The sequence below is a fragment of the Acinetobacter sp. YH12151 genome (assembly GCF_013418355.1).
GTDB lineage: Bacteria > Pseudomonadota > Gammaproteobacteria > Pseudomonadales > Moraxellaceae > Acinetobacter > Acinetobacter pseudolwoffii.
Genome location: NZ_VPCG01000014.1, coordinates 16,220 through 41,680, shown reverse-complemented (window position 1 = coordinate 41,680; position 25,461 = coordinate 16,220). Strand labels below are relative to the sequence as shown.

The following is a 25,461-nucleotide window of genomic DNA, read 5'->3' as shown; positions in this document are numbered from 1 at the left end:
GATTTAGCACAGCGAAATCAAAAAATTGCGCCTAGTTTAACGATTCTGGCTTCTAATGAACATCATTATTGAGTAAGTCCACGCCGCTATCATTCTCTCTCGGCAGCATTTGTTAACAAATAAGATTAAAAATAGTGGAATTGCCTTTTTTATAATCGATCTTATGCTTATTTCTTGCAGATTTTACAATTCATCAAATAAAGCAGTAAATTATGGAGAAACATCTTCATATTATTCTGGGCATGATTTGTTACATTTTCCACATCGAAATAACGACAGTCCCGTAGATGGACACGGAGTGATGACATGAAACTCAATGCACTTTTAATGAGTACAGTTTTAGCTACTGGTTCAATGATGGCAGTAAATGCACATGCAGACAGCACAGCACGTGTTGCAGCAGCAAGTGCCTTAGGTAGTGTTGCAGGTACAGCACTCGGTAAGAATATGGGCGGCAATACTGGCGCTACACTTGGCGCAGCCTTAGGTGGTGCAGGCGGCGCAGCAGTGGCAAGTAGCAAAAAGAACCGTACTGAATCTGCAATCGGTGGTGCTTTGGGTGGCGGTGCAGGTTATACCGTAGGTAAAAACATGGGCGGCAGCAATGGCGGTTATATCGGTTCAGCCTTGGGTGCTGCCGGTGGTGCTGCATTAGGTAACAAGATTTCCAAAGACAAAACTGCAGAAAAAGCCAAATCACGCCACTACAAGAAAAAACGTCATTACCGTTATAACTGATCAATGCGTTAGACCTCAGACATTCGTCATTAAGAGCACCTTCGGGTGCTTTTTTTATGCTTTTCAAACACAGTCAAATTCATGTAATACATAAAATTATTCACTCAAAATCATGAATAAATTAAGGAGATAAAAATCACAATTCGTCAACACGGCCTTCATGCTGTTTGACGCTTGCTAGATTAAATTGATCTTATCAACAAATACAGCTAGATATACGAAAAGGTGTACTCATGAACTATAAATCTCTAATGATCGCTGTTGTAGCAACCTCAGCCATGGGTATGACAGCAGCCAATGCCGGTAATACCACCAATACAGCTTTAGCTTCAGCACTTGGTGGTGTGGTTGGTGCAGCCGTGGGTAATAAAATGGGTGGTACAACCGGTGCAACCATCGGTTCTGCGATTGGTGGTGGTGCTGGTGCAGCTGTTGCGGCAAACAAACGTGACCGTAATGGTGCGATTATCGGTGGTGCCCTCGGTGGTGGTGCCGGTTATGCAGTCGGCCGAAATATGGCGGGTACCAATGGCGGTTATATCGGTGCAGCACTAGGTTCTGCGGGTGGTTCAGCACTGGGTAAAAAAGTCAGTGAGGATCGCCGTTATGATGACCGCTATGACCGTCGCTACAGTTCAAAAAACTACCGCACGAATGACTATCGCTATAACAACCGTCGTCGTTAAGGCTGCACTCTCTAAGCTTCCCTCCTTAAATAAGCATCTTCGGATGCTTATTTTTTTGCCTGTTATTTTCGTTTACACTTATATCGATTTTTTTCGATATACAAATACAATGCAAAGTCGTATGCTTTTAGTCATGTCTATTTAAGAGTAATACGATGCGTACACTTAACGATACCCGGTTCTCTATCCTCGAACTGGTTCCTGTTCGTGACGATAAGACTATTCAATTCGCGCTGAACCACGCGCTGGAGCTTGCCCAGGCAGCAGAACAACTGGGTTATAGCCGAATGTGGCTGGCAGAACATCACAATATGGATGGCATTGCCAGTTCAGCCACAGCCGTTCTTTTAGGCTATTTACTGGCGAACACCAAAAGCTTAACTTTAGGCTCAGGCGGGATTATGCTCCCGAATCATGCGCCGCTGGTGGTGGCTGAGCAATTCGGAACTTTAGCGACCTTATATCCAGATCGTGTTGAACTCGGTCTGGGCCGTGCTCCTGGAACTGACCAGATGACCATGCGTGCCCTGCGCCGTGGCCGTCAGGAAACTGAAGATCAGTTCCCGCAAGATATTCTGGAAATTTTGCAATATTTTAAAGATCCAGAGCCGAATCAGCGTATTGTTGCGACTCCCGGTCAAAGCACGCATGTTCCGGTCTGGCTACTCGGATCGAGTCTGTTCAGTGCACAACTTGCAGCAAAACTTGGCCTGCCTTATTCTTTTGCTTCACATTTTGCCCCGCGTATGCTCGGTCAGGCGATTCAGCTGTATCGTGAAAACTTCGAGCCTTCCGAATACTTGGATCGACCTTATGTTTCAATGGGTGTCCCAACCTGTGTGGCAGATAGCGATGAAGAAGCAGAATATCTGGCGACCAGTGCCTATCAGCGGGTTTTGTCATTGATTCGTGGTCAGACCTTAAAACTGAAAGCGCCGATAGATTCAATGGACGGTCTATGGTCACCTGCGGAAAAAATGTCAGTCGATAATTTCTTTGCCATGGCACAGGTCGGCTCCAAAGCAACTGTGAAAGCTGGGCTGGAATCACTTTTAGCCAGATATGATGTTGATGAGTTTATCTTCACTTGTGACATCTATGACACTGACAAGCGTCTGCATAACTTTGAGCTGTTGATGCAGCTTAAAAACGGGCAATAAATGAAAGCGACATCTACCTATTCTCAGCAATGGGTAGATGTTGTATAACTTTCAAATAAAATAGCAACAACCTGTTTAACGCCTTCATCCAAACTTTTTCTATTCATTCTTCTCTCTTACTTAACACCACCGCTTTTTAATCATATTTATCTCCCCTGACTTAGAAAAAAATAAGCCGCTGTATTTCTGTCAAATAGATGACTGTCTAAGTTAAATTTTCTCCTTTACCCTGCTTCTGGTTTTTGTTTATATATAGGACAAAGAAAATCAATTATTAAATAAATTCAAGGAAGTCTAATGGCCACCAAGCAAGATCTACACGCTGGCATTTTTGAAAATCATCCCGAATATTTCCAGCTGTTTACCGGAATAAATATCGCTTCTTCCGAGCTTATGAAACTGGATTATTCAAACAAAGATATTGCAATTATTGGCACAGACCAGTTTACCGTTACCCAGCTGGATAAAATTAGTCAACATGCCGGTTCGGTGAAAGTTTTTCAGATTAATCCTGCTTTTGTGCTGCCAGGGTCAGACCGCATTCTGCAACGCATTATTAATCATCCTTTAATTGGAAAAAATCGCCGTCTATTTAACAACCGGATTAAGAGTCTGCTTTCCCTCAGATTTCTGGAAAATCAGGTACAAAATCTGTGGTTAAGACGCCAGTTAATGCCAAATCTTGCATCTTCTCCTAACACCTATCTCAAGTCAGATCATTATTATGCCGCGCTACAGCGGGAAAATTGCCAGCTGATTACCTGGCCAATCCTAAGAATTACTGAAAACAGTATTTGCTGTATCAATGGAGATCAGCATCAGGTCGATATTATTATTCATACTTATTTAGCAGAAGAATAAGCTACGTTGGCAACTCAACATGAAAAATTGATGAAATCTAGAACTCTACACCCAGGATTAATAGTGTACTTATTCAACAAATTGATTAAATAACGCTCTTTTGTATTTTTCATTATGATACTTGATATTTTTTAAATTTATAAAAACCATACATTATTTCTATAAATAAGCATTTATTGGTATTTTTTAGCTATAAAACAGAGCCAAATCAAAGTTTGGCTCTGTTTGGCTTTTTAGCCAATTCGACGTTTTAAACCCGTCATTTGCAAGACACGTGTCGAGATTTCTTCAATCGACATTTCAGAGACATTCAGGTACTTGATTCCTTCCGAAATATAGATTCCTTCAATGGCACGCAGCTCCATCTGGCACTGGCTAAAGCTGGCATAACGACTATTGGCCTTACGTTCAGTGCGAATCGCGACGAGACGGTCTGCATCAATCATCAAGCCAAACAGCTTGTTTTTATGCGGACGCAGTACCGCTGGCAAGCGATTATCGTCCAGATCTTCTTCTGTTAGTGGATAGTTGGCCACCCGAATACCAAATTGCAAAGACAAATAAATGGAGGTAGGTGTTTTACCCGAACGCGACACCCCAATCAGAATCAGATCGGCTTTATCATAATGACGCGTACGCGCGCCATCATCATTGTCCAAGGCAAAATGTACCGCATCGATACGGGCTTTATAGGAGGCAGTATCAGTCACCGCATGGGTTTGACCGACTAAAGTTGTAGGCAACACCTGCAACTCATCCGACAACTTACTGATAAGCCCTTCAAATACATCAAGATTTACGGCATTTGCGGTATTAATAATCTCCCGCACATAAGGGTCGACTAAAGTATCAAAAACCAGTGGTTTTTCACCGTCTTGCAGAGCACGCGCATTGATCTCTGCAACCACACTGGTTGCGGCTTCTTCAGAGCTAATATAAGGGATAATATGAATGTCAAACTTTACATTTGGAAACTGCGCTAATAGTGAGTGTCCAAGCGTTTCAGCGGTAATTGCCGTGCCATCCGAGATAAAGAAAACACTACGCTGAATTTGTTTACCTTCTGACATTAAAATTCTCCTCCACCATTTGTCTTAGTGCTATATAATCTTTATAGTAAACCGATCTTACATGACTGTCGCTTAGTAAAATCAAAAACCTAGATGATTTGCTATACTCTCATGCCAAGATAGTGATTAATACTGCAAAAGTGGAGTAACAACTTTGGAAGCGCGCGTAATTGGTCTGGAAAAATTAGGGAAGCACGACGTTGAACTCGTGGGTGGGAAAAACTCATCCTTGGGCGAAATGATCAGCCACTTATCCAATGCTGGTGTATCGGTGCCAGGTGGCTTTGCAACTACAGCTGAAGCATATCGTGAATTTCTCGAGCAAAGTGGCCTAAACGCTAAAATTAATGCAGAGCTTGCAGCACTAAATGTGGATGATGTGAATGCTCTTGCTGAAACCGGTGCAAAAATCCGCCAATGGATTGTGGATACTCCACTTACCTCTGAATTAGAACAAGAAGTTCGTACAGCATTTGCAGAACTTTCTAACGGCAACCCTGATATCGCGGTTGCCGTTCGTTCATCAGCGACAGCAGAAGATTTACCAGATGCTTCTTTTGCTGGACAGCAAGAAACTTTCTTGAATATTCGCGGTATTGATAACGTGCTTATCGCGATCAAAGAAGTTTTTGCATCTTTATATAATGACCGCGCAATTTCTTATCGTGTCCATCAAAACTTCGCGCATGACGTGGTTGCCCTTTCAGCAGGGATCCAACGTATGGTTCGCTCTGAAACGGGTGCTGCAGGTGTGATGTTTACCCTGGACACTGAATCAGGCTTCCGTGATGCAGTGTTTATTACCGCGTCTTATGGTTTGGGTGAAATGGTCGTTCAAGGTGCAGTCAACCCTGACGAATTCTATATTTCTAAACCGCTGTTAAATGCAGGCCGACACGCGATTTTACGCCGCAACTTGGGTTCTAAACACCAGAAGATGATTTATGGTGAAGAAGCTTCTGCAGGTAAATCAGTGGTTGTCGTAGATGTAGAAAAAGCTGAGCGTCAACAGTTCGCTCTAAACGACCAAGAACTCCAAGAACTTGCCAAACAAGCGCTGATCATTGAAAACCACTACGGTTCTCCAATGGACATCGAGTGGGCAAAAGATGGCGATGATGGAAAAATCTACATCGTTCAGGCACGCCCTGAAACAGTAAAAAGCCGTGAAAATGTCGGCACCATGGAGCGCTATCTCCTCAAACAACGTGGTACTGTGATCTGTGAAGGTCGCTCAATCGGTCAACGTATCGGTTCTGGTAAAGTCCGTATCGTGACTTCAATCAAAGAAATGGACAAAGTACAAGACGGTGACGTGCTGGTATCTGACATGACTGACCCGGATTGGGAACCAGTGATGAAACGTGCTGCTGCGATTATTACCAACCGTGGTGGTCGTACCTGTCATGCTGCAATCATTGCACGTGAACTTGGTGTTCCTGCGATTGTAGGCTGTGGTAATGCCACTGAAGTACTGGTTGACGGTCAGGAAGTGACTGTGTCTTGCGCTGAAGGTGATACGGGCTTCATCTATGAAGGTGCGCTGGATTTCGAAATCCAAACCAACTCGATCGAATCAATGCCTGCTCTTCCGTTCAAAGTCATGATGAACGTCGGTAACCCGGATCGTGCATTCGACTTCGCGCAAATTCCAAACGAAGGGATTGGTCTTGCACGTTTAGAATTCATCATCAACCGTATGATCGGTGTGCATCCTAAAGCATTGTTGAATATTGACAGCTTGCCACGTGAAACACGTGCTGCTGTGATGGCGCGTACTGCTGGTTATGCTTCTCCAATCGAGTTCTATGTAGAAAAACTGGTTGAAGGTATCTCTACTCTTGCTGCTGCATTTGCAGATAAACCAGTGATCGTGCGTATGTCTGACTTTAAGTCAAATGAATACGCAAACTTGATCGGCGGTAAGTTGTACGAGCCAGAAGAAGAGAACCCGATGCTGGGCTTCCGTGGTGCAAGCCGCTACGTGTCTGACAACTTCCGTGACTGCTTCGAGCTTGAATGCCGTGCATTGAAAAAAGTTCGTGATGAAATGGGCTTAACCAACGTACAGATCATGATTCCATTTGTGCGTACTGTGGCTGAAGCAAAACGTGTGATCGAGTTATTGGAATTGAACGGTCTTAAACGTGGTGAAAATGGTCTTAAAGTGATCATGATGTGTGAATTACCAACCAACGCATTGTTGGCCGATCAATTCCTTGAACACTTCGATGGTTTCTCTATCGGTTCAAACGACCTGACCCAGCTAACGCTTGGTCTAGACCGTGACTCTGGTATCGTATCGCACTTGTTCGACGAACGTGACCCTGCTGTAAAAGCGCTTCTTGCTCTTGCAATCCAGGCATGTCACCGTGCAGGCAAATACGTGGGTATTTGTGGTCAAGGTCCTTCAGACCATCCTGATCTTGCGAAATGGCTCATGGAACAAGGCATTGAGTCTGTATCTTTAAACCCGGATTCAGTCCTGGATACCTGGTTCTTCCTGGCTAAAGAAAAAGTGGCAACTGCATAATAGATTTTAAATAAAAAAAGACCCTTTCGCAGGGTCTTTTTTTTATGGGATGAATATTCTTTTATATTTCAAAACGCTCTTCTGAAAGTTTTAAAAATATAAGTTTTTGTATTTTGTTTCTCCACATTCAAATTGTAATGACAAACAAATGCCAACAGTAAAATCATTTTTAAAGGGCAATAATTAAAGCGAATCGGATATGTTGAATGATGCACTCAAACCACCCGATCCTTGTTACACTGTTTTTGATTTGAAGCATTTTCTTCATAAATAGGATTGAAAATACTCAATTTATCTATAATCTTAACGATAAGATGGTGTTTGTTTTCAAAATAGAATTCAATACAATCTTAATTCAACCTATTATCAGTTCAAATTTATATATTGAGATTCAGTCTATATGCAGATTTACTTGGCACGAAACAATCAACAAGCTGGTCCATATACGCTCGAGCAATTAAATCAAATGCTTGCCAATCAGCAAGTCATGCTAACTGATTTGGCATGGCATCAAGGCATGGCAGAGTGGAAAGCTTTAGGTGAGCTTACCCAGGGAAAATCGGTATATCAACCTGAGGGTTATGTCGTACCAACCGCAACACCTGACACGCCTTTCCAGAACAACCCGCCTATAACAGTGTCTGGTACGCAACCACGCACCCAAGCAACTACGCAAAAAAATACACTTGCCAGTATTCCCAGCCGTATTCTGGCCAAAATTGTAGACGTGTTACTCTGGTTACCAGCGACTTTTATTCTGACTGGATTCTTCACCCCTGAACAGGAAGTCCGCTTTGCAGAATTGAACCAAGAGTTCATGAATGTGATACTCAACAGTGATGCTGATCCTACCATGGCGCAGCAACTGCAAACCCAGATGTTTGAGATGTTTTCTCAACAAGCCTGGATTGCAACTGCGGTCTATTTACTGATCATGCTGGTGATTCAAGCCTACCTTATTGCCAAATCTGGGCAAAGTATTGGCAAAAAAATGACGAAAATCAAAATTGTAGATGCTGAATCTGGTGAGAAAGTTAGCTTATTACGTGCCTTCACCATTCGTAGCGTATTCTTTATATTTCTGAATATCATCTTCATGCCCTTGAGTTTAATGATTGACTGGGCCTTCGGATTGGGTAAAAAACGTCAGACCCTGCACGATAAACTGGCAAAAACTCAAGTGGTAAAACAATAATTTTGAATCACTTAAAATGGGATGATATTCATCCCATTCTTTCTTACATAACTTTGAAATTGAAATAAAATTCCTATAAATATCCCTAAATCCCGAGCAACAAAATCGGTTTTTATTACAGGCATTTAAAGCGGCTTTAGATATAGCTTAGTTCGTCAATCTCAGGCATAATGCCCTACAACGTAGCGGTGTATTATGATTAATAGGATGTTTTGTAAAAATCAGCCTTTTTCGTCATGTGCACTTTAATCGCTATCCCATATTAAATTAGGGAATGGGACTCTTCACCGAGGTTGTAAAATGAGACAAACGATTTTAGCTGTATTGTCTTTATCTGCGATGACTGCACTCTTGACCGGGTGTGGTGGTGATATGGTACTTCTGAACTCTAAAGGTCCAGTTGCAGCAGGTCAAAGTAACCTGATGATGACTGCGATTTACTTAATGCTGTTGGTGGTTATTCCATCAATCATCATGGCATTATGGTTCGGTTGGAAATATCGTGCATCGAATAAAGACGCAGACTATAAACCTACATGGACACACTCTACTGCAATTGAAATTGTAGTATGGGGTATTCCTGTCATTATTATTGGTATTTTAGCTTGGTTAACTTGGTGGGGTTCCCACAAGTATGACCCATACCGTCCAATTGAAGCAGATAAAGCACCATTAACTGTTCAAGTTATTGCTGAACAATTTAAATGGATCTTCATCTATCCTGAGCAAAACATTGCAACAATTAACGAATTGCGTTTCCCAGAGAAAACTCCGGTAAGCCTTCGTATCACGTCTAACTTCACGATGAACTCTTTCTTCATCCCGGCGTTAAGTGGTCAGATTTATGCAATGGCAGGCATGCAAACTCACCTTAACTTCTTAGCTGATGAAACGAGTCCAGCTGAAGGTTATCGTGGTTTCTCTTCAAACTATTCAGGCTATGGCTTCTCACAAATGCGCTTCCGTGCACATTCTGTGACTGATGCTCAATTCGCTGAATGGGTTGCTGCAGTTCAATCAGGTAATGGTACTTCAGTAAATCCTGTTGCAGTTCAAAAAACTGTTTTAGACCAAGCTGAATTTGCGACCTTACGTGACGGCAACCGTTCACAAAAACAAATTGATGCAATGGTTCGTAATGCAAGAACAGATTTAGAGAAACGACTTGCTGAAACTGCACAAGCAGAAGGCCCATATAAGACTCAGCCACATCCTGTGACTTATTATTCTTCTGTCGAGTCTGGTTTGTTTGAATCTGTGATTCACAACTATATGAGTAACTACCACGGTGCTGATCATACAGCTCCTGTAGAAGCTGCAGCGACTGATGCTGTTGCTCAGGAAGCATCTGCTTCTGAAGCTCATGTAGCAGGTGAACATGCGACTGCTTCTCAAGGAGAATAAGACATGAGCTTCTTAGGTAAGTTAGGTCCAGATGCAATTCCTTACGATCCAATCGTATTGGCAACTGTTGCAATGATGATCTTGGGTGCTATCGCAGTTGTTGCTGGTATTACCTACTTCAAAAAATGGGGCTACTTGTGGAACGAATGGTTCACATCTGTAGACCATAAAAAAATTGGTATCATGTATATCTTCGTATCTGTGATCATGCTGGTGCGTGGTTTCGCCGATGCGATCATGATGCGTCTTCAGCAGTTCCTTGCAAAAGGTGGCGGCGAAGGTTATTTACACCCTGAGCATTACGACCAGATCTTTACCGCGCATGGCGTGATCATGATCTTCTTCGTGGCAATGGGTCTTGTAGTTGGTTTAATGAACATCTCTGTACCGCTTCAAATCGGTGCACGTGACGTTGCATTCCCATTATTGAACTCACTCAGCTTCTGGTTATTTGCCGGCGCTGCGGGTCTGATGATGGTTTCACTTGCGTTAGGTGAATTCGCTGCAACAGGCTGGATGGCATACCCTCCACTGTCAGGTATCGAATATTCTCCAGGCGTAGGTATGGACTACTACATCTGGGCACTGCAAATTTCAGGTCTAGGTACGCTATTAACGGGTGTTAACTTCTTTGTTACCATCATCAAAATGCGTGCGCCTGGCATGAAACTCATGGAAATGCCAATCTTTACCTGGACATCTTTATGTACAGCAGTATTGATTATTGCGGCTTTCCCGGTGTTGACTGCAACAATTGCAATGCTAACGCTTGACCGTTACTTCGATTTCCACTTCTTTACAAATGACCTGGGTGGTAGCCCAATGTTGTATGTAAACCTGATTTGGACTTGGGGTCACCCAGAAGTGTATATCTTGGTATTACCAGCATTTGGTATTTACTCAGAAGTTGTTGCGACTTACTCGCGCAAAGCATTGTTCGGTTACAAATCCATGGTGTATGCAACAGTAGCAATCACAGTATTGTCATTCGTTGTATGGGTTCACCACTTCTTTACTATGGGTGCAGGTGCCAACGTTAACGCGTTCTTCGGTATCATGACCATGATTATTGCGATTCCTACAGGTGTGAAGATCTTCTCTTGGTTGTTCACCATGTACAAGGGTCGTATTGTTTACACTACCCCAATGCTATGGACACTTGGCTTCCTTGTGACTTTCGGTATCGGTGGTTTAACAGGTGTATTGATGGCGGTTCCACCAGCGGACTTCCTGGTACACAACTCTTTATTTCTGATCGCTCACTTCCATAACGTAATTATTGGTGGTGTAGTATTTGCGATGTTCGCAGGTATCATCTTCTACTGGCCGAAAATGTTCGGTTGGAGACTGAATGAAACTTGGGGTAAAGCAGCATTCTGGTTCTGGTTCTTCGGTTTCTACTTTGCATTCATGCCACTTTATATCCTTGGTTTCATGGGTATGACTCGTCGTCTGAATACATTTGACAACCCAGATTGGGACCCATATGTAAATATCGCGATGTTCGGTTCAGTTCTTGTTGCACTTGGTATCGTATGTTTCGTTATGCAAATCGTGGTTGGTTTCTTACAACGTGACCAACGTCTAGATTTGACTGGCGACCCATGGGATGGCCGTACGCTTGAATGGTCGACATCTTCTCCTGCTCCGTTCTATAACTTTGCTCATCTTCCAAAGATCAATGGTATTGATACTTTCTGGGTTGAGAAAGAAAATGGTGTTGCATATGCAAAACCAACGAAGTATGAAGATATCCATATGCCAACGAATCGTGCTGCTGGTTTCGTTATCGCGATGTTCATCACTGTAATGGGCTTCGGTTTAATCTGGCACATCTGGTGGTTAGTAGTTGTTACGTTCATTGCTTCTATCATTAGCTTCATCGTGTCTTCTTTCACCAAGAAAGTGGATTACTATGTTCCTGCTGCTGAAGTTGAGCGTATTGAAAACGAACGCTATGCGATTCTTGAAAAACACTTGAAGAAGGACTAAGACAATGGCTGAAGTACTTCATCACGATAACCACGGACACGATGAGCATCATCACGATGATACTGACATCACCGTCTTTGGTTTCTGGACTTACTTGATGAGTGACCTTGTCCTGTTCGGTACACTCTTCATTGCGTTCGCTGTTTTAAGTAGCCACATTCCTGTGGGTACTCCAAGTGCGAGAGACCTGTTTGGCGACTCTTTAGGTTTCGTTCTGACTGAAACCTTCGCTCTCTTGATCTCTTCTGTAACCTTTGGTTTTGCAGTTCTTGCTGCATACAAAAAAGACGTTGCAAAAGTACTGACTTGGTTAGCGATTACTTGGGTATTCGGTGCTATCTTCATCGGCATGGAACTATATGAGTTCAATCACTTAGTTCATGCGGGTCACGGTCCAAGCACAAGTGCGTTCTTATCTGCGTTCTTTACCTTGGTAGGTACGCACGGTATTCACGTAACTTCTGGTCTGGTCTGGATGATCGTGTTAATGGTTCAAATCAAGAAATATGGTTTGACTCTTGCAAACACGCGTCGTCTAGCTTGCCTAAGCTTGTTCTGGCACTTCCTTGACATCGTTTGGATCTGTGTATTCAGCGTAGTTTACTTGATGGGAGTTCTGTAATGAGTCACGATCACAACTCAGCTGGTGCATCACACGGTAACGTTAAGCAATATACAATTGGCTTCGTACTTTCTGTCATCCTTACCGTAATTCCATTCGGTATGGTGATGGCAGGCGGTTTTGAACGCGGTATCTTGATTGCAGTAATTGCGATTACTGCGGTTGCTCAGATTCTTGTGCAGTTAATTTACTTCCTGCATATGAACTCTTCTTCAGAGCAACGCTGGAACGTGATTGCGTTCGTGTATACCATCTTAACCATCGCTATTCTTTTAGTAGGTTCTGTATGGATCATGAATTACCTACACTACAACATGATGATCTAAACTGGTCGTCATGTTGAAAAAGTATTTATTCCTGACTAAGCCAGGAATTCTCTTCGGTAACTTTGTTACCACTTTGGGTGGCTACTTCGTAGCCACTCAAGGTTCTGTAGATTTCCTTCTCCTGCTTATTACCCTTCTCGGTACTACGCTTGTCGTAGCATCAGGATGTGTGGTCAACAACGTGATTGACCAGGACATCGACCAAAAAATGCAGCGCACACAAAATCGTGCTCTGGTCATCAAAACCATCTCTGAACCTGTTGCCCTGGCTTTTGCTCTGGTCTTAGGCCTCATTGGTTTTAGCATTTTATGGTTCTGGGTAAATGCGTACGCTTTTCTTTTCGCGGTGATTGGTTTTGTTGTATATGTTGGTTTCTACAGCCTATGGACAAAACGAACCACAATTCATCAAACTGTAGTCGGCAGTATTTCTGGTGCAGCTCCGCCTGTCATTGGCTATACCGCTGTGGCCAATCAATTTGACCTGGGTGCATTACTGATCTTTTTAGGTTATGCGTTGTGGCAAATGCCTCACTCATGGGCAATTGCGGTTTACCGCTTTGATGATTACAAAAATGCAGGCATTCCCATTTTGCCTGTGGCGCGCTCGATTCATCGTACCAAGATCGAATCACTTTTGTATGTGGTGTTATTCACCCTGACCATGAATGCATTATTTGTATATGGCTATGCCAATTGGTTGTATGCAGTCATTTTAAATCTATTGTGCATTTACTGGTTGTATATCGGTGTCATTGGATTTAAAGCTGAAAATGATCAGCTTTGGGCAAAGAAATATTTTCTGTTCTCTGTCATCCTGATTACCGTGATCAGTATTGTATTTAGCTTTACTTCAACTGCGCCATCTACACAGATAGTGTTTTTTTAAAAAGATAGAGAGTTCGCCTCTATCTTTTTTTATTTTGATTTTATCCCCCCACTCCGAGCATCTGTTTGCAGAATCAAAATTTCAGCTTTAAGCGCTCGTCCCCTCCTTTCTTATCTTCTGTGAAATTCACTCATTTTTGTTTTAGAGTCACATTCATAGGTTTAGGCCAATTCCTGCCTAGAAAGAGTCGGTTGATATGATCAACAGTATATTTAATAAATTTAAGCAGTTTAAGCCTGATTAAAAATATAACGATTTTTTGATAAGAGAATCTGGCAATAGATATAATTTCACAAAAATGGCTTATCTGGTTGAAATTATCCTCGAAAATCTCTACAATTCACCCTTCGCAAACACTGCGACACAACCTTGGTTGTGACTCCTTGCTTCAATTTACTTAAATTGGGGCTGTCCAAACCGTAAGGAGCTGACAATGCGTCATTACGAAATCGTACTTTTAGTACACCCTGATCAAAGCGATCAAGTCGTTGGTATGGTAGAACGCTACCTAACTCACATCAAAGAAGCTGAAGGTCAAATCCACCGTCTTGAAGACTGGGGCCGTCGTCAATTGGCTTACCCAATCAACAAGATCCACAAAGCTCACTACATTCTTATGAATGTTGAGTGTGGTCAGACTACTCTTGATGAGCTTGAAGAATTGTTCCGTTATAACGATGCAATCATTCGTAGCCTTATCATCCGTCGTGAAAACGCAATCACTGAAGAGTCACTATTGGCGAAAAGTGCTGAAGAAAAACGTGCGCGTAAAGCTCAACGTGAAGAAGCACAACACGCTCAAGACTCTGCTGAAGCTTAAGGAGAACATAACATGGCACGTTTTTACCGTCGTCGCAAGTTCTGCCGCTTTACAGCTGAGAACGTTACGTACATCGACTACAAAGATATCGACACTTTAAAACAGTACATCACTGAAAATGGCAAGATTGTTCCTAGCCGTATTACAGGTACTAAAGCTCGTTACCAACGTCAATTGGCGCTAGCTATTAAACAAGCTCGCTTCTTGTCTTTGATCCCTTACACTGACAATCATAAGTGAGGTTGAGCTGTGGATATTATCTTATTACAACGCATTAAAAACCTAGGTAAACTAGGCGATAAAGTATCAGTTAAAGCTGGTTATGGCCGTAACTTCCTTATCCCACAAGGTATGGCAGTTGCTGCAACAGAATCAAACACTGCTGCTTTTGAAGCTCGTCGTGCTGAACTTGAGAAAGCTGAAGCTGATGTTTTAGCTGCTGCTCAAGCACGTGCTGACCAATTGAACGAAGTAAATATCGTAATCACTGCGAAAGCTGGTGACGAAGGTAAACTATTCGGTTCTATCGGTACTCGTGACATCGCTGACGCGTTGACAAATGCTGGTCTAGAAGTAGACCGTGCAGAAGTACGTCTTCCAAATGGCGCACTTCGTCACACTGGCGAATTTAACATCGCAATCCAATTGCACCATGATGTTACTGCAGAAGTTCTGGTTACTATCGTAGCTGAGTAATTTCTCGCCTCAAAAAGAGCATGCGAAAGCATGCTCTTTTTTTATCTATAAAAAAATGACAGGTATCTCCTGCTTAAAAATTATTTTATTACCCATACAAATGAAAATTTACCCTTCGCATTTGATTTCAGAACGCGTATGATTTCATGTCGTAGTGAATAAAAGCTATTCATCTCCGATAATGTTTAACCATTGTATTTAAAATCAGGGATTTATATGTCACAGGCGAATGCCAGCAAAAAGCCGACCAGCGCTAATATCGAAATCAGTACTGAGAACAGCAATCTCAAGGAATTTCGTACTCCACCGCACAATTTAGCGATTGAACAAGCCGTACTTGCTGCATTAATGACCGTTGCCGAATCTTTTGAACAGGTCGGTGATGTGCTGACTGAAAATGATTTTTATGCGACCCGACATAAATATATTTTCCGCGCCATTGATCAACTCTCTAAAGAAAACTCACCTTATGATGCGGTACTGGTGCATGACTGGCTGATCAAGCAGAACTTGCTGGATGCCATTGGTGGTGAAGAATATCTGATGCAGCTCATGGCAGACTCGCCATCGAGTTTCTACAACCTGGAAACCTATGCAGGCAAAATTAAAGAATTCTCTACCCTGCGCAGCATGATTAAAGTCAGCTCTGAAATTTTACAAAATGCCTATGACACCAAAGGCCGTACCGTCAGTGAAATTCTGGACTTGGCTGAAACCAATATTTTCTCGATTGCAGAACAACATAATAACAATGCCAAGGCGCAAGGGCCTAAACCGATTAACTCTGTCGTTGCCGATGTTTTTGATAAATTGAATGAATTATCACAAATGGAAGGTAGCATTACCGGTTTAACCACAGGTTTTGTGGAACTGGATAATAAAACCTCAGGCATGCAATCCGGCGACCTGATTATTGTCGCAGCGCGTCCGTCCATGGGTAAAACCACTTTTGCCATGAATCTGGTCGAAAGCGTTTTATTTAATAACAACCTGCCGGCGCTGGTCTATTCTATGGAGATGCCAGCGGATTCGATTGCCATGCGTTTGATTTCGTCATTTGGCCGTGTGCATCAGGGGCATTTGCGTTCAGGCAAAATGGACAGCGATGAGTGGTCAAAAGTGACCAGTACCATTGTGCATTTACAGGAAAAAAACCTGTATATCGATGATTCCTCTGCCCTGCCACCAACTGAATTACGTTCCCGTGCCCGTCGTATTGCCAAAATGCATGGTGGCAAACTCGGCTGTATCATGGTCGATTATCTTCAGTTGATGAAAGTACCCGGTATGGGCGACAACCGTGTCGGCGAGATCTCGGAAATTTCACGAAGTTTAAAAGCCTTAGCCAAAGAAATGCAGTGCCCTGTGATTGCACTTTCCCAGTTAAACCGCGCCCTGGAAAACCGCCCCAATAAACGCCCGGTGATGTCCGATTTACGTGAATCCGGTGCAATCGAGCAGGATGCCGATTTGATCATGTTCATTTACCGCGACGAGGTTTATAACAAGGAATCAAAGGAAGCCGGCACTGCTGAAATTATTATTGGTAAGCAGCGTAACGGCCCGATTGGTACGGTACGTCTGGCTTTCGAAGGTCAATATACCCGTTTTAGTAATCTCTCACCTGAGTTTTATGCTCAGTATGATGATGAAGAGTAAACAAGCTCAATCATCAGATTTCCATCGTCCCTCCAGGAGTAATTTAGGGTGCGCCAAGCTACCGTTTATATTGACAGTGCAGCACTGCAATATAATTTAAACCGTGTCAAACAACTTGCCCCAACCGCTAAAATCGTCAGTATGGTCAAAGCCAATGCTTACGGACATGGAGTTAAAGACTGCCTGGCAGCCTTAAGTGCAAGCGATGCTTTTGGTGTCGCATGCTTACAAGAAGCCCTGGAAATTCGTGAACTGGGTTATCAACAGCCGATCACGCTCATCGAAGGTGTTTTTGTTGCAGACGAAATGCCAATCGTGATTGATCAGAATATTGAAGTGATTGTGCATCAGCAGGCACAGGTCGATTGGCTCTTGGCACATAAAGATGCTTATATCGCCAAAGACCTGAAAGTCTGGGTCAAGCTGAATAGCGGGATGAACCGTCTTGGCTTTAAAATTGATGTAATCAAAGACGTGATCAATCAACTCAAAGCTGAAGGTTTTACTTGTGTTTTGGCGATGCATTTTGCCAATGCCGATGCTGATCACCCGCTGAATGATGAACAAATCCGTCAATTCTTAGAAATTAAAAATGACTGTGCACCATTGATGGGTTCATGCTGTAACTCAGCAGCCATTTATAAATATCCAGAATTGCATTTTGATTTTGTCCGTCCCGGGATCATGCTTTATGGCGCGACTCCATTTGCAGATCGTGATGTGCATGATCTGGATTTAAAACCAGTCATGACCTTTACTGCCGAAGTGATTGCGCTCAACCATATCAAGGCAGGTGAGCATGTCGGTTATGGTTCAACATTTACAGCTGAGCAAGACATGACACTTGCGATTGTTTCAATTGGCTATGGTGATGGCTACCCTCGTGCTTTCCCGAAACAGAACTATGTGGCGATTAATGGCCAGCAAACGCGTGTCATTGGTCGTGTAGCAATGGATATGATCGCGATTGATGTAACTGCGATGCAGGTAAAACCTGGTACTCAAGTCGAACTTTGGGGGAATACCCGTTTGGTCGATGATGTTGCTGAAGCCAATGGCACCATTGGTTATGAACTGTTATGCAGACTCAGTCATCGTCCGCTACGTAAAGTTATTTGAGTTGATCCTCAGAGCCAAAAAAGTCCAGTAGAAGTTGGGCTTTTTATTTAAGCTGATTTTTGTTCTTCAGCCTGCTCTAAACTCAATTGCTCTAATAAAGCATCGACATGATGTTGCTGAAAGGCAAAAGGATTAAAGTCATTAAATCCCATGTCCTGACAGAATTGCTGGATTTGACTGCGTTTAGAAATATACTTCATCGACCAGTCGGGGAAACTCGGATATTCGATTTCCTTGGTCTCAAACAATTTAATATCATGATGGCGAGGATCTTTATTGAGTCTCTCGAGCAGCAGACTTTTTAAGGTTAAACACTCACCTTCCAGACATTGAAAAAAATAACCATCGGCAAAATACAGCACGCCTGTGACTTGATAGCGATGATTAAAATCACGTGCTTCTTTCAGGATATTGGTCAGATCTTCAAGCAAATCAACTTTAGAAGACGTACTTTTACTGGCGTAACAAAATTGGTACATGCGCTAACTTATCTATTTTTATTATGCTGGTGCACAGAAGTTCATACTGTACGCGAAAAAACTGAACCAGAATACCTTTTACAGAAAATATTCATTCGATGGAACAGGTAGCGCTGCCAGTCCTTTTTTCAAGGTGTCTGACCATTGCCGGCTGATCGACGTGAAATATTCATCATCTTCGGCAATACGTTTACCCCTCGGCATCATTAAACTGTCTTTTTTATACACCAGCACATCGAGTGGCATACCGACCGATACATTGGAACGTAAGGTCGATGCAAATGAAATGAGCGAACAACGCAGAGCTTCATCCAGCGGCATATCATAAGTCAAGGCGCGATCCAATATCGGCTTGCCATATTTACTCTCGCCAATCTGGAAATACGGCGTATCCCGCGTGGCACAGATAAAATTTCCTTGCGGATACACATGATAGAGCTGCATATCCTGATCTTTAAGTTGCCCCCCGACCAGCAGATTGCAATAGTAATTGCTTTGTTCCGAAATATCGCTCGTAACATTCGCAATCACTTTTTTCAGCATACTTCCAACCAGCTCAGCGACATCAAACATGGTGTGCAGACTCAAGATATTGGGTTCCTGCTTCAGTTCGAGCTGATTTTTGATACGCCCAATTACGGCTTGTGTTGTGGCCAGATTTCCGGAGGCCTGTATGACGATCATACGCTCCCCAGGAATACCAAAGGTATACAGTTTGCGAAAGACAGAAATATGATCTACTCCGGCATTGGTCCGTGTATCACTAATAAAAAGCATACCTTGCTCTAAACGTAGCGCACAACAATACGTCATTCTTTTGTCCTTATTAACATCCTAGTACCTGAACAATGGAATGCATGGATTCCACTCCGCCCTTCTCCCTCACACCGCGTACCGGTGCTACATCCCAATAATCCCGCCCAATGGCCACATAAATATGCGAGCTTGGACTAAACAGCAGATTACTCACATCAAAACAATACCATGTCTGCTCTACAAACACCTCTGCCCAGGCATGACTGGCCAGATGTGAAGCATTTTGTGCATATAAATAGCCAGAAACATAACGGGCAGCTAAGCCCAGATATTTACACATGGCAATGAAAATATGACTATGATCCTGACAGACCCCCTGACGTGCTTCAAAGGCATCTATGGCAGAGCCTTGCACTGAGGTGCTATTGGAAATATAAGGGACATGTTCTAGCAAGGCCTGTGCCAGTTCAATCAGACGTTGACGGCTTAATGCAGGGACATGAGCTTGTGCAAAATCTTTCATTGCTGCATTACATTGCGTTGATTCGGTTGGCTGTAAAAAAATATTGGGATTGATTGAATCATTCAGTCCAGTCTGATGCGCGGGATTCAGCTCGACAATCCCTTGCGCCATGATCGTTAAGGAATAATAAGGTTCACGCTGGTTACAGGTCATCCACAGATTATGAAAGGCATCTTTTCGGATTTCTTTATTCCCCGGTACACTAATATCCCAGGAATGCACCCGTTGATGCGCATTGCTCGAAGGCATCATTTTGATGTACTGAATACTGTTCCTCACCTCAGCTGTATACATATAATGCGTTTGGTGATTCACCATCAATTTCATACATCTGCCTCAAACAGTTGATGGATATGGTCGCTAAACTGATAGAACTGAATCCGGTTCGGTTCTGTACGCAACTGTTCCCAGTATTGCTCCAGGTCACCCCAGCCCATTTCCACTAGAATTCTGACTACATCATCGATCTTGCACAGTGTCGTACTGGTTTCTTCACCGAGTCGTAACTGATGATCGAGCTGTTCGACACATTGTCCCAGGCTAAAGAACAGAAAAATATCGGCAGATTCAGCTTCCAGAATATCTTCACATTCAGTCACCACTTCACAAATATAACCAGCATTTTTGTCTGCAGTTTTGATCAGTTTCATTAGTTCTGCATAGCCTGATGCAGACAATACTCCGCGTAGTTCCTGAATATTATCTTTAGCCACTTTAAACTGCTGGCTAAAAGATGCGGTCTGAGTTGAATCTAGTACCAATTCATTTAAGGAACTGGCATCAAAAGCGGGTAAACAAAAAGCATGGGCATAGGCCACAGCTGCTTCGTCTTCTAAAAATGGAAAGCGCGCACATAAAAAATGAGTGCGAGATAAATAACGCCCTAACCAAAAAATATGTTGTGCATTGCTATTCAGCAAAACCATGACATTTTCCTTCTTTGGAATATTATGAATGTAAATTGTCGACTACCCAGGTATCTTTAATACCGCCACCCTGTGATGAATTCACCACCAGTGAACCGGGCTGCATCGCTACACGTGTCAAGCCACCCTGCACAATTTCAGTACGGTAAGGCGAGCTTAAGACAAATGGGCGCAAGTCAATATGACGTTCAGCAATACCAAAATTGGTCAAAGTCGGACTAACCGATAAGTCCAAAGTTGGCTGCGCAATATACAAATGCGGCGCAGCTAAAATTTTCTCCCTGAAAAATTCAATTTGCTGTTTCGAAGCCTGTGGCCCAATCAGCATGCCATAACCACCCGAACCCTGAGCTTCTTTTACCACCAGCTGGTCCAGATGGGCCAACACATAGCTTAAATCTTGCTGATTACGACATTGATACGTCGGAACATTTTTTAGTATTGGCTGTTCACCCAAATAAAAATGAATCATTTTATCGACATATGGATAAATCGATTTGTCATCTGCGACACCTGTACCCGGTGCGTTGGCAATCAGGACATTATTTTGTAAATAAGCTGACATTAAGCCAGGTACACCCAGGGTACTCTCCGGTTTAAAGCATAATGGATCGAGATAAGCATCATCGACCCGTCTATAAATAACATCGACTCTTTGGCGACCACGTATAGTTTTTACATAAACCTTCGAGTCATCAACAAAAAGATCACGTGATGTTACCAATGGTACATTCATTTCTCTTGCGAGAAAGGCGTGCTCATAGTAAGCACTATTAAAACGCCCTGGCGTCAGCACTACGACAAAGGGTTTGTCGACATGGGCATTTTCGATCAGGATTTCTTTTAAAAGCTGGGGGTATTGCTCAATTCCAGCAATCTTGGACTGTTCAAATATTTTCGGCATCAGCTTTTGGCTAATCTTACGGCATTCCAGCATATAAGAGACACCCGATGGCGTTCTAAGATTGTCCTCCAAGACATAAAATTTGCCCTTGGAATCACGTATTACATCAATGCCACTAATCTGGCTATAAATCCTGCCTTTCAGGCTATGTTGATACATATGCGGCTGATAAGCCTCATGCGTCAAAATCTGGAGTTCAGGAATGATATTGGCTTTTAAAATATCCTGTTGATGATAAATGTCATGTAAAAACAGATTCAGTGCGCGCACGCGTTGTGCCGACCCCAGAGCCACCATATTCCACTGTTTGCGGTCAATCACTCGTGGAATGATATCGAAAGGAATGCTTCGCTCTACCCCCTCTTTATCTTCGTAAACCGTAAAGCTAATGCCATGATGTAAAAAATGTTCTTTTGCCACCTGATTCAGAGCATTCAATTCATCCAGCGTGTGTTGGGATAACCATTCTTCCAGTCTTTGACTTGCCTGACTGGACATGACTTGCTCATCCTGCATTTCATTAAAGAATTTTGAAGACAACTGTTGAAATAAAAGTTGTGGATTTGCTGTAGTCGATACCGTTGCTGTTTTAGCCTCTATAAAATTTTTCCCAAGATTTTGGGAACTAAAATTATCAATTTTTTCAATTACATTTGTATCCCGATTTCCTTTAAGCATACAAACCTCGTCTTATCATCTATTATAATTAAATCAAAGCAATATCCATGCCATTGAACCTATATTGCAACTACTATTAATCTAATAAATGCACCCTGAACTCAATGCCATTTCTTACCAAGTTGTTTTTAGTTTGTAGGACAATTGTTGCGCAGAAAGACTTGCGAAAAAATGAGAGTTTTTTTATTGTGTTAGTCTAAGCCTAAATCCCATCCTCTTTATCGCCAGCAAAATAAATTATGTCAGCACAAGAAAAAGAAACCTCGAATAGCCTGTATCGCCAATGGCAAATCTTGTCGCGTCTTTCTACCGGCAAATGGATGGGAACACGTGAATTACAGGAAATCTTGAATCGCGAAGGAATTGATATCAGCCTGCGTACCATTCAGCGTGACCTGAACCAGATTGCGCAGCGCTTTCCAATCGAAAGCAGCAAGACCACACCACAAGGCTGGCGTTGGCGCTCAGATGCACCGCTGCAAAGCTTGCCGCATATGACCAGCTCACAGGCGGTCACCTTTATGATGGTCGAAGAACATTTAAAACATTTGCTGCCACCGAGCCTGATCGAAGAAATGAATCCCTGGTTTGATCTGGCACGCCGCAGTCTGTCCTCGCAAAACAATGTCCGCCAATGGATTAATCGGGTACGGATTGTGCCAGCCACCCAACCGCTCATTCCACCGTTCGTGGATAAGACTGCACAGCAGGCGGTATATGAAGGCTTGTTGCAGGACAAACAGCTGGAATGTGTCTATCAGGGCCGCGGTCACAACAGCGAAGAAAAGACTTATATCCTCAATCCACTGGCTTTGGTGCAAAAAGGCTCCATCATTTATCTGGTCTGTACCCGTCATGACAAATCTGATATTCAGACCTTTGCCCTGCACCGTTTTAAATCGGCAGTAGTTCTCAATTCACGTGCCCTGCATCCGGTGAATTTTGATATTGATGACTATATCGATTCTGGTGCATTGGGCTTCCGGGTGGATTTCAATCACCCTACTGAAAATGTCATGCTAAAACTGAGCATGTCGGAATCGGATGCACATTATTTTGAGGAAAGTCAGCTCAGTAAAGATCAGAAGATTGAAAAACTGGACAATGGTATGTCGCTGATTAGTGCAACGGTTCCTTTTACTTCACAACTGGTGTGGTGGCTGCGCAGCTTTGGTAAAAAGATTAAACATATTGAACCCAGTATGGTGTCCAATGCAGTTAGCCAGATGGATGAGGAAAACCCTTAACCAAATGGATTTCATTCAGCTTTAATAATTCCAGAATAAAAAAATCCCCAGATTGGGGATTGGAGAATTATGCTTGTATTTTTATGATTGTTCTGGTGGTCTACCGCTGTACCAACCTGCTTTTCTCTAATACCCCGAAATGCAGATTGGATGAAACCTCAATATTTAAACAGAACTGAGACATGAGCAAGCCAGTTCGGCATTATTAAAGCGAATGGATTTTTTTGTCATGGTTTATAACTCCTGTATGGGTGATAAATCGACTATAAAAGCATTCACTCTGCCTGTGAAATAAATAGAATATATGTGCTTTGCATATTTTTTCTATAGGAATTTTTCCGCAAAATTTATCTGCAATTGCTACTGATTGATTGCCTGTCTGGGTATGATTTTTGGCAAGTTTATAAAATTGAATAACAATTCTATGCTTGCATAAGATACCTGGCTCTGCACATCATAAAGCCCTATAGAAGTAGAAATAGGGACTTAATTTTACAATGGCTAACCCTGCTCAATTAGTACGGCACAAGCTGCTCAATACTTTCTTTTCTCGCCATTCAGTCTGGTTTGCCTGCATTCTGATTGCAGTGATTTTTACCACATTCCATATCGGTTATTCGCCGCGTTATATCTATTATTTTATGCCGCAAACTTTGGTGAATACCCTGTGGATTCTGAGTATACTCCTGAGCCTGTTGGGTTTGTATGATGTACTGCAAAACAAGCATTCTATTCTGAAAAACTACCCCATCATGGGACATTTCCGCTTTATCTTCGAAGAATTTCGTCCGGAGATTCGTCAATATTTTATTGAAGCCGACCGCGATGCACTGCCCTTTTCCCGTATGCAACGTAGTCTGGTGTACCAGCGGGCGAAAAATGAAAATTCAGATAAACCTTTCGGTTCAATTCTCAATGTCTATGAAGACAATTATAGATTTGTCAGTCACTCTTTGACGCCATGTAAGGTGGCCGATCCACAAACTTTCCGTATCCTGATCGGCAATGAGCAATGTACACAGCCCTTCTCTGCTTCCATTTTAAATATTTCAGCCATGAGCTTTGGCAGTATGAGTGCCAATGCAATCCGTGCGCTGAATCTCGGCGCTCAAAAAGGTGATTTTTTCCATGATACCGGTGAAGGCAGTATCAGCCCCTATCATCTTGAATATGGGGGCGATCTGGTCTGGGAAATTGGCAGTGGTTATTTTGGCTGCCGTACCTTAGATGGACAGTTTGATCCGGAACGCTTTGCGGCACAAGCCAAATTACCGCAAGTAAAAATGATTGAAATCAAGTTATCACAAGGGGCTAAACCCGGACATGGCGGTATTTTACCTAAAAGCAAGATCTCGGAAGAAATTGCCCAAATCCGGGGCATCAGCCGTGAACATGATTGCGTATCACCCTCTAGTCATCCCGCCTTTAGCACCCCGATTGAAATGATGAATTTCATCCAACGATTACGTGAACTTTCCAACGGAAAACCGGTCGGATTCAAGCTATGTCTGGGGCAGCCCTGGCAGTTTATGAGTATGGTCAAAGCCATGCTGCACACCCAGATTTATCCCGATTTCATCGTCGTCGATGGCTCTGAAGGTGGAACGGGCGCTGCACCCATTGAGTTAATCGACTTTGTCGGTGCACCCCTAAGAGAAGGTTTACTATTTGTGCATAATACCCTTGTTGGTGCAGGTTTAAGAGATAAAATCAAAATTGGTGCAAGTGGTAAAATTATTAGTGCATTTGATATTGCCAGCACGCTCGCGATTGGGGCAGATTGGGTGAATTCGGCACGTGGTTTTATGTTTGCCGTCGGCTGTATTCAGGCTCAAAGCTGTCATACCAACCAGTGTCCTGTCGGTGTCACCACACAGGATAAAGATCGTCAAAAGGCCTTACATGTGCCCACCAAAGCAGAGCGCGTATTTCATTATCATAAAAACACCTTACACGCCTTGTCTGAACTGATTGCTTCTGCAGGCCTGAAACACCCTTCGGCGATTAAGGCACATCACTTGGCACAACGTGTGAATAATCACGAAATAAAGAACTTTGCGCAGATTCATTTTTGGTTGAAAGAGGGAGAATTATTATCCTGTGAAAATAAGGATGAGGAGAACTTCTACTTCCGGATGTGGAACCTGGCTAAACTGGATAAATTTTAACTCAATACAG

Annotated in this window: 24 protein-coding genes; 18 read left to right on the top strand and 6 right to left on the bottom strand. The window is 42.8% G+C overall.

The features are described from left to right. Window positions 1-306 precede the first annotated feature (306 nt). From FTU82_RS07245 to FTU82_RS07230, 4 genes are all read left to right on the top strand, one after another. Window positions 307-738 carry a glycine zipper 2TM domain-containing protein gene (locus FTU82_RS07245; RefSeq protein WP_180085869.1) on the top strand — a complete coding sequence of 144 codons (432 nt, stop codon included), beginning with the start codon at window positions 307-309 and terminating at the stop codon, window positions 736-738. Window positions 739-971: 233 nt separating this feature from the next. After that, a complete protein-coding gene (locus FTU82_RS07240; protein WP_005097226.1) occupies window positions 972-1,424 on the top strand; it encodes a hypothetical protein in 453 nt (150 codons plus the stop codon). Between the two features lie 155 nt (window positions 1,425-1,579). Next, complete coding sequence (locus tag FTU82_RS07235) at window positions 1,580-2,584, top strand: LLM class flavin-dependent oxidoreductase (RefSeq protein WP_005097228.1); 1,005 nt, start codon at window positions 1,580-1,582, stop codon at window positions 2,582-2,584. A 297-nt stretch (window positions 2,585-2,881) separates the two neighbouring features. Further along, a complete protein-coding gene (locus tag FTU82_RS07230) occupies window positions 2,882-3,445 on the top strand; it encodes a flavoprotein (protein ID WP_180085871.1) in 564 nt (187 codons plus the stop codon). 233 nt (window positions 3,446-3,678) lie between these two features. Here FTU82_RS07230 and FTU82_RS07225 read toward each other — a convergent pair whose 3' ends face one another. After that, window positions 3,679-4,515 (bottom strand): pyruvate, water dikinase regulatory protein, encoded by an 837-nt coding sequence (locus FTU82_RS07225; protein ID WP_005097231.1) that lies wholly within the window; start codon window positions 4,513-4,515, stop codon window positions 3,679-3,681. Window positions 4,516-4,669: 154 nt separating this feature from the next. Here FTU82_RS07225 and ppsA point away from each other — a divergent pair, with 154 nt between their 5' ends. From ppsA to alr, 12 genes are all read left to right on the top strand, one after another. Continuing rightward, the gene (ppsA, locus tag FTU82_RS07220) at window positions 4,670-7,048 is read left to right on the top strand and encodes a phosphoenolpyruvate synthase (protein ID WP_005097232.1); all 2,379 of its coding nucleotides are present in this window, start codon (window positions 4,670-4,672) and stop codon (window positions 7,046-7,048) included. Window positions 7,049-7,448: 400 nt separating this feature from the next. Further along, window positions 7,449-8,243, top strand: a complete 795-nt coding sequence (locus FTU82_RS07215; RefSeq protein WP_180085873.1) for an RDD family protein — start codon at window positions 7,449-7,451, stop codon at window positions 8,241-8,243. Between the two features lie 300 nt (window positions 8,244-8,543). After that, window positions 8,544-9,647 (top strand): ubiquinol oxidase subunit II, encoded by a 1,104-nt coding sequence (gene cyoA, locus FTU82_RS07210; RefSeq protein WP_005097235.1) that lies wholly within the window; start codon window positions 8,544-8,546, stop codon window positions 9,645-9,647. Between the two features lie 3 nt (window positions 9,648-9,650). Next, window positions 9,651-11,639, top strand: a complete 1,989-nt coding sequence (gene cyoB, locus FTU82_RS07205) for a cytochrome o ubiquinol oxidase subunit I (RefSeq protein WP_074383225.1) — start codon at window positions 9,651-9,653, stop codon at window positions 11,637-11,639. Window positions 11,640-11,643: 4 nt separating this feature from the next. Further along, entirely contained in the window at window positions 11,644-12,261 is a 618-nt protein-coding gene (cyoC, locus tag FTU82_RS07200) for a cytochrome o ubiquinol oxidase subunit III (protein WP_005097238.1), read from the top strand. Then, window positions 12,261-12,587 (top strand): cytochrome o ubiquinol oxidase subunit IV, encoded by a 327-nt coding sequence (locus FTU82_RS07195; RefSeq protein WP_005097239.1) that lies wholly within the window; start codon window positions 12,261-12,263, stop codon window positions 12,585-12,587. The genes cyoC and FTU82_RS07195 overlap by 1 nt, the downstream gene beginning before the upstream one ends. Before the next feature lie 10 nt (window positions 12,588-12,597). Then, entirely contained in the window at window positions 12,598-13,476 is an 879-nt protein-coding gene (gene cyoE / locus FTU82_RS07190; protein WP_005097240.1) for a heme o synthase, read from the top strand. Window positions 13,477-13,909: 433 nt separating this feature from the next. After that, entirely contained in the window at window positions 13,910-14,296 is a 387-nt protein-coding gene (rpsF, locus tag FTU82_RS07185) for a 30S ribosomal protein S6 (protein ID WP_004278789.1), read from the top strand. 12 nt (window positions 14,297-14,308) lie between these two features. Then, window positions 14,309-14,536 (top strand): 30S ribosomal protein S18, encoded by a 228-nt coding sequence (gene rpsR, locus FTU82_RS07180; RefSeq protein WP_005097242.1) that lies wholly within the window; start codon window positions 14,309-14,311, stop codon window positions 14,534-14,536. A 9-nt stretch (window positions 14,537-14,545) separates the two neighbouring features. Further along, a complete protein-coding gene (gene rplI, locus FTU82_RS07175) occupies window positions 14,546-14,992 on the top strand; it encodes a 50S ribosomal protein L9 (RefSeq protein ID WP_004645413.1) in 447 nt (148 codons plus the stop codon). Between the two features lie 216 nt (window positions 14,993-15,208). Beyond that, window positions 15,209-16,651 carry a replicative DNA helicase gene (gene dnaB, locus FTU82_RS07170; protein ID WP_005097243.1) on the top strand — a complete coding sequence of 481 codons (1,443 nt, stop codon included), beginning with the start codon at window positions 15,209-15,211 and terminating at the stop codon, window positions 16,649-16,651. Between the two features lie 48 nt (window positions 16,652-16,699). Next, the gene (gene alr / locus FTU82_RS07165) at window positions 16,700-17,770 is read left to right on the top strand and encodes an alanine racemase (protein ID WP_100355351.1); all 1,071 of its coding nucleotides are present in this window, start codon (window positions 16,700-16,702) and stop codon (window positions 17,768-17,770) included. A gap of 47 nt (window positions 17,771-17,817) precedes the next feature. Here alr and FTU82_RS07160 read toward each other — a convergent pair whose 3' ends face one another. From FTU82_RS07160 to FTU82_RS07140, 5 genes are all read right to left on the bottom strand, one after another. After that, entirely contained in the window at window positions 17,818-18,249 is a 432-nt protein-coding gene (locus FTU82_RS07160; RefSeq protein WP_100329597.1) for a BLUF domain-containing protein, read from the bottom strand. A 78-nt stretch (window positions 18,250-18,327) separates the two neighbouring features. Then, complete coding sequence (locus FTU82_RS07155; RefSeq protein WP_180001136.1) at window positions 18,328-19,062, bottom strand: proteasome-type protease; 735 nt, start codon at window positions 19,060-19,062, stop codon at window positions 18,328-18,330. Between the two features lie 13 nt (window positions 19,063-19,075). Further along, entirely contained in the window at window positions 19,076-19,855 is a 780-nt protein-coding gene (locus FTU82_RS07150; RefSeq protein ID WP_074383227.1) for a transglutaminase family protein, read from the bottom strand. Continuing rightward, window positions 19,852-20,454, bottom strand: a complete 603-nt coding sequence (locus FTU82_RS07145; protein ID WP_005097250.1) for an alpha-E domain-containing protein — start codon at window positions 20,452-20,454, stop codon at window positions 19,852-19,854. Before FTU82_RS07145 ends, FTU82_RS07150 begins: the two co-directional genes overlap by 4 nt. Before the next feature lie 22 nt (window positions 20,455-20,476). Further along, entirely contained in the window at window positions 20,477-22,036 is a 1,560-nt protein-coding gene (locus FTU82_RS07140) for a circularly permuted type 2 ATP-grasp protein (protein WP_180001135.1), read from the bottom strand. 239 nt (window positions 22,037-22,275) lie between these two features. Between FTU82_RS07140 and FTU82_RS07135 the strand changes: the two genes are divergently transcribed. Further along, window positions 22,276-23,283, top strand: coding sequence for a YafY family protein (locus tag FTU82_RS07135; RefSeq protein WP_005097252.1), 1,008 nt, complete (start codon window positions 22,276-22,278; stop codon window positions 23,281-23,283). Between the two features lie 497 nt (window positions 23,284-23,780). Beyond that, the gene (locus FTU82_RS07130; RefSeq protein ID WP_005097253.1) at window positions 23,781-25,451 is read left to right on the top strand and encodes an FMN-binding glutamate synthase family protein; all 1,671 of its coding nucleotides are present in this window, start codon (window positions 23,781-23,783) and stop codon (window positions 25,449-25,451) included. The last annotated feature ends 10 nt before the right edge of the window (window positions 25,452-25,461 follow it).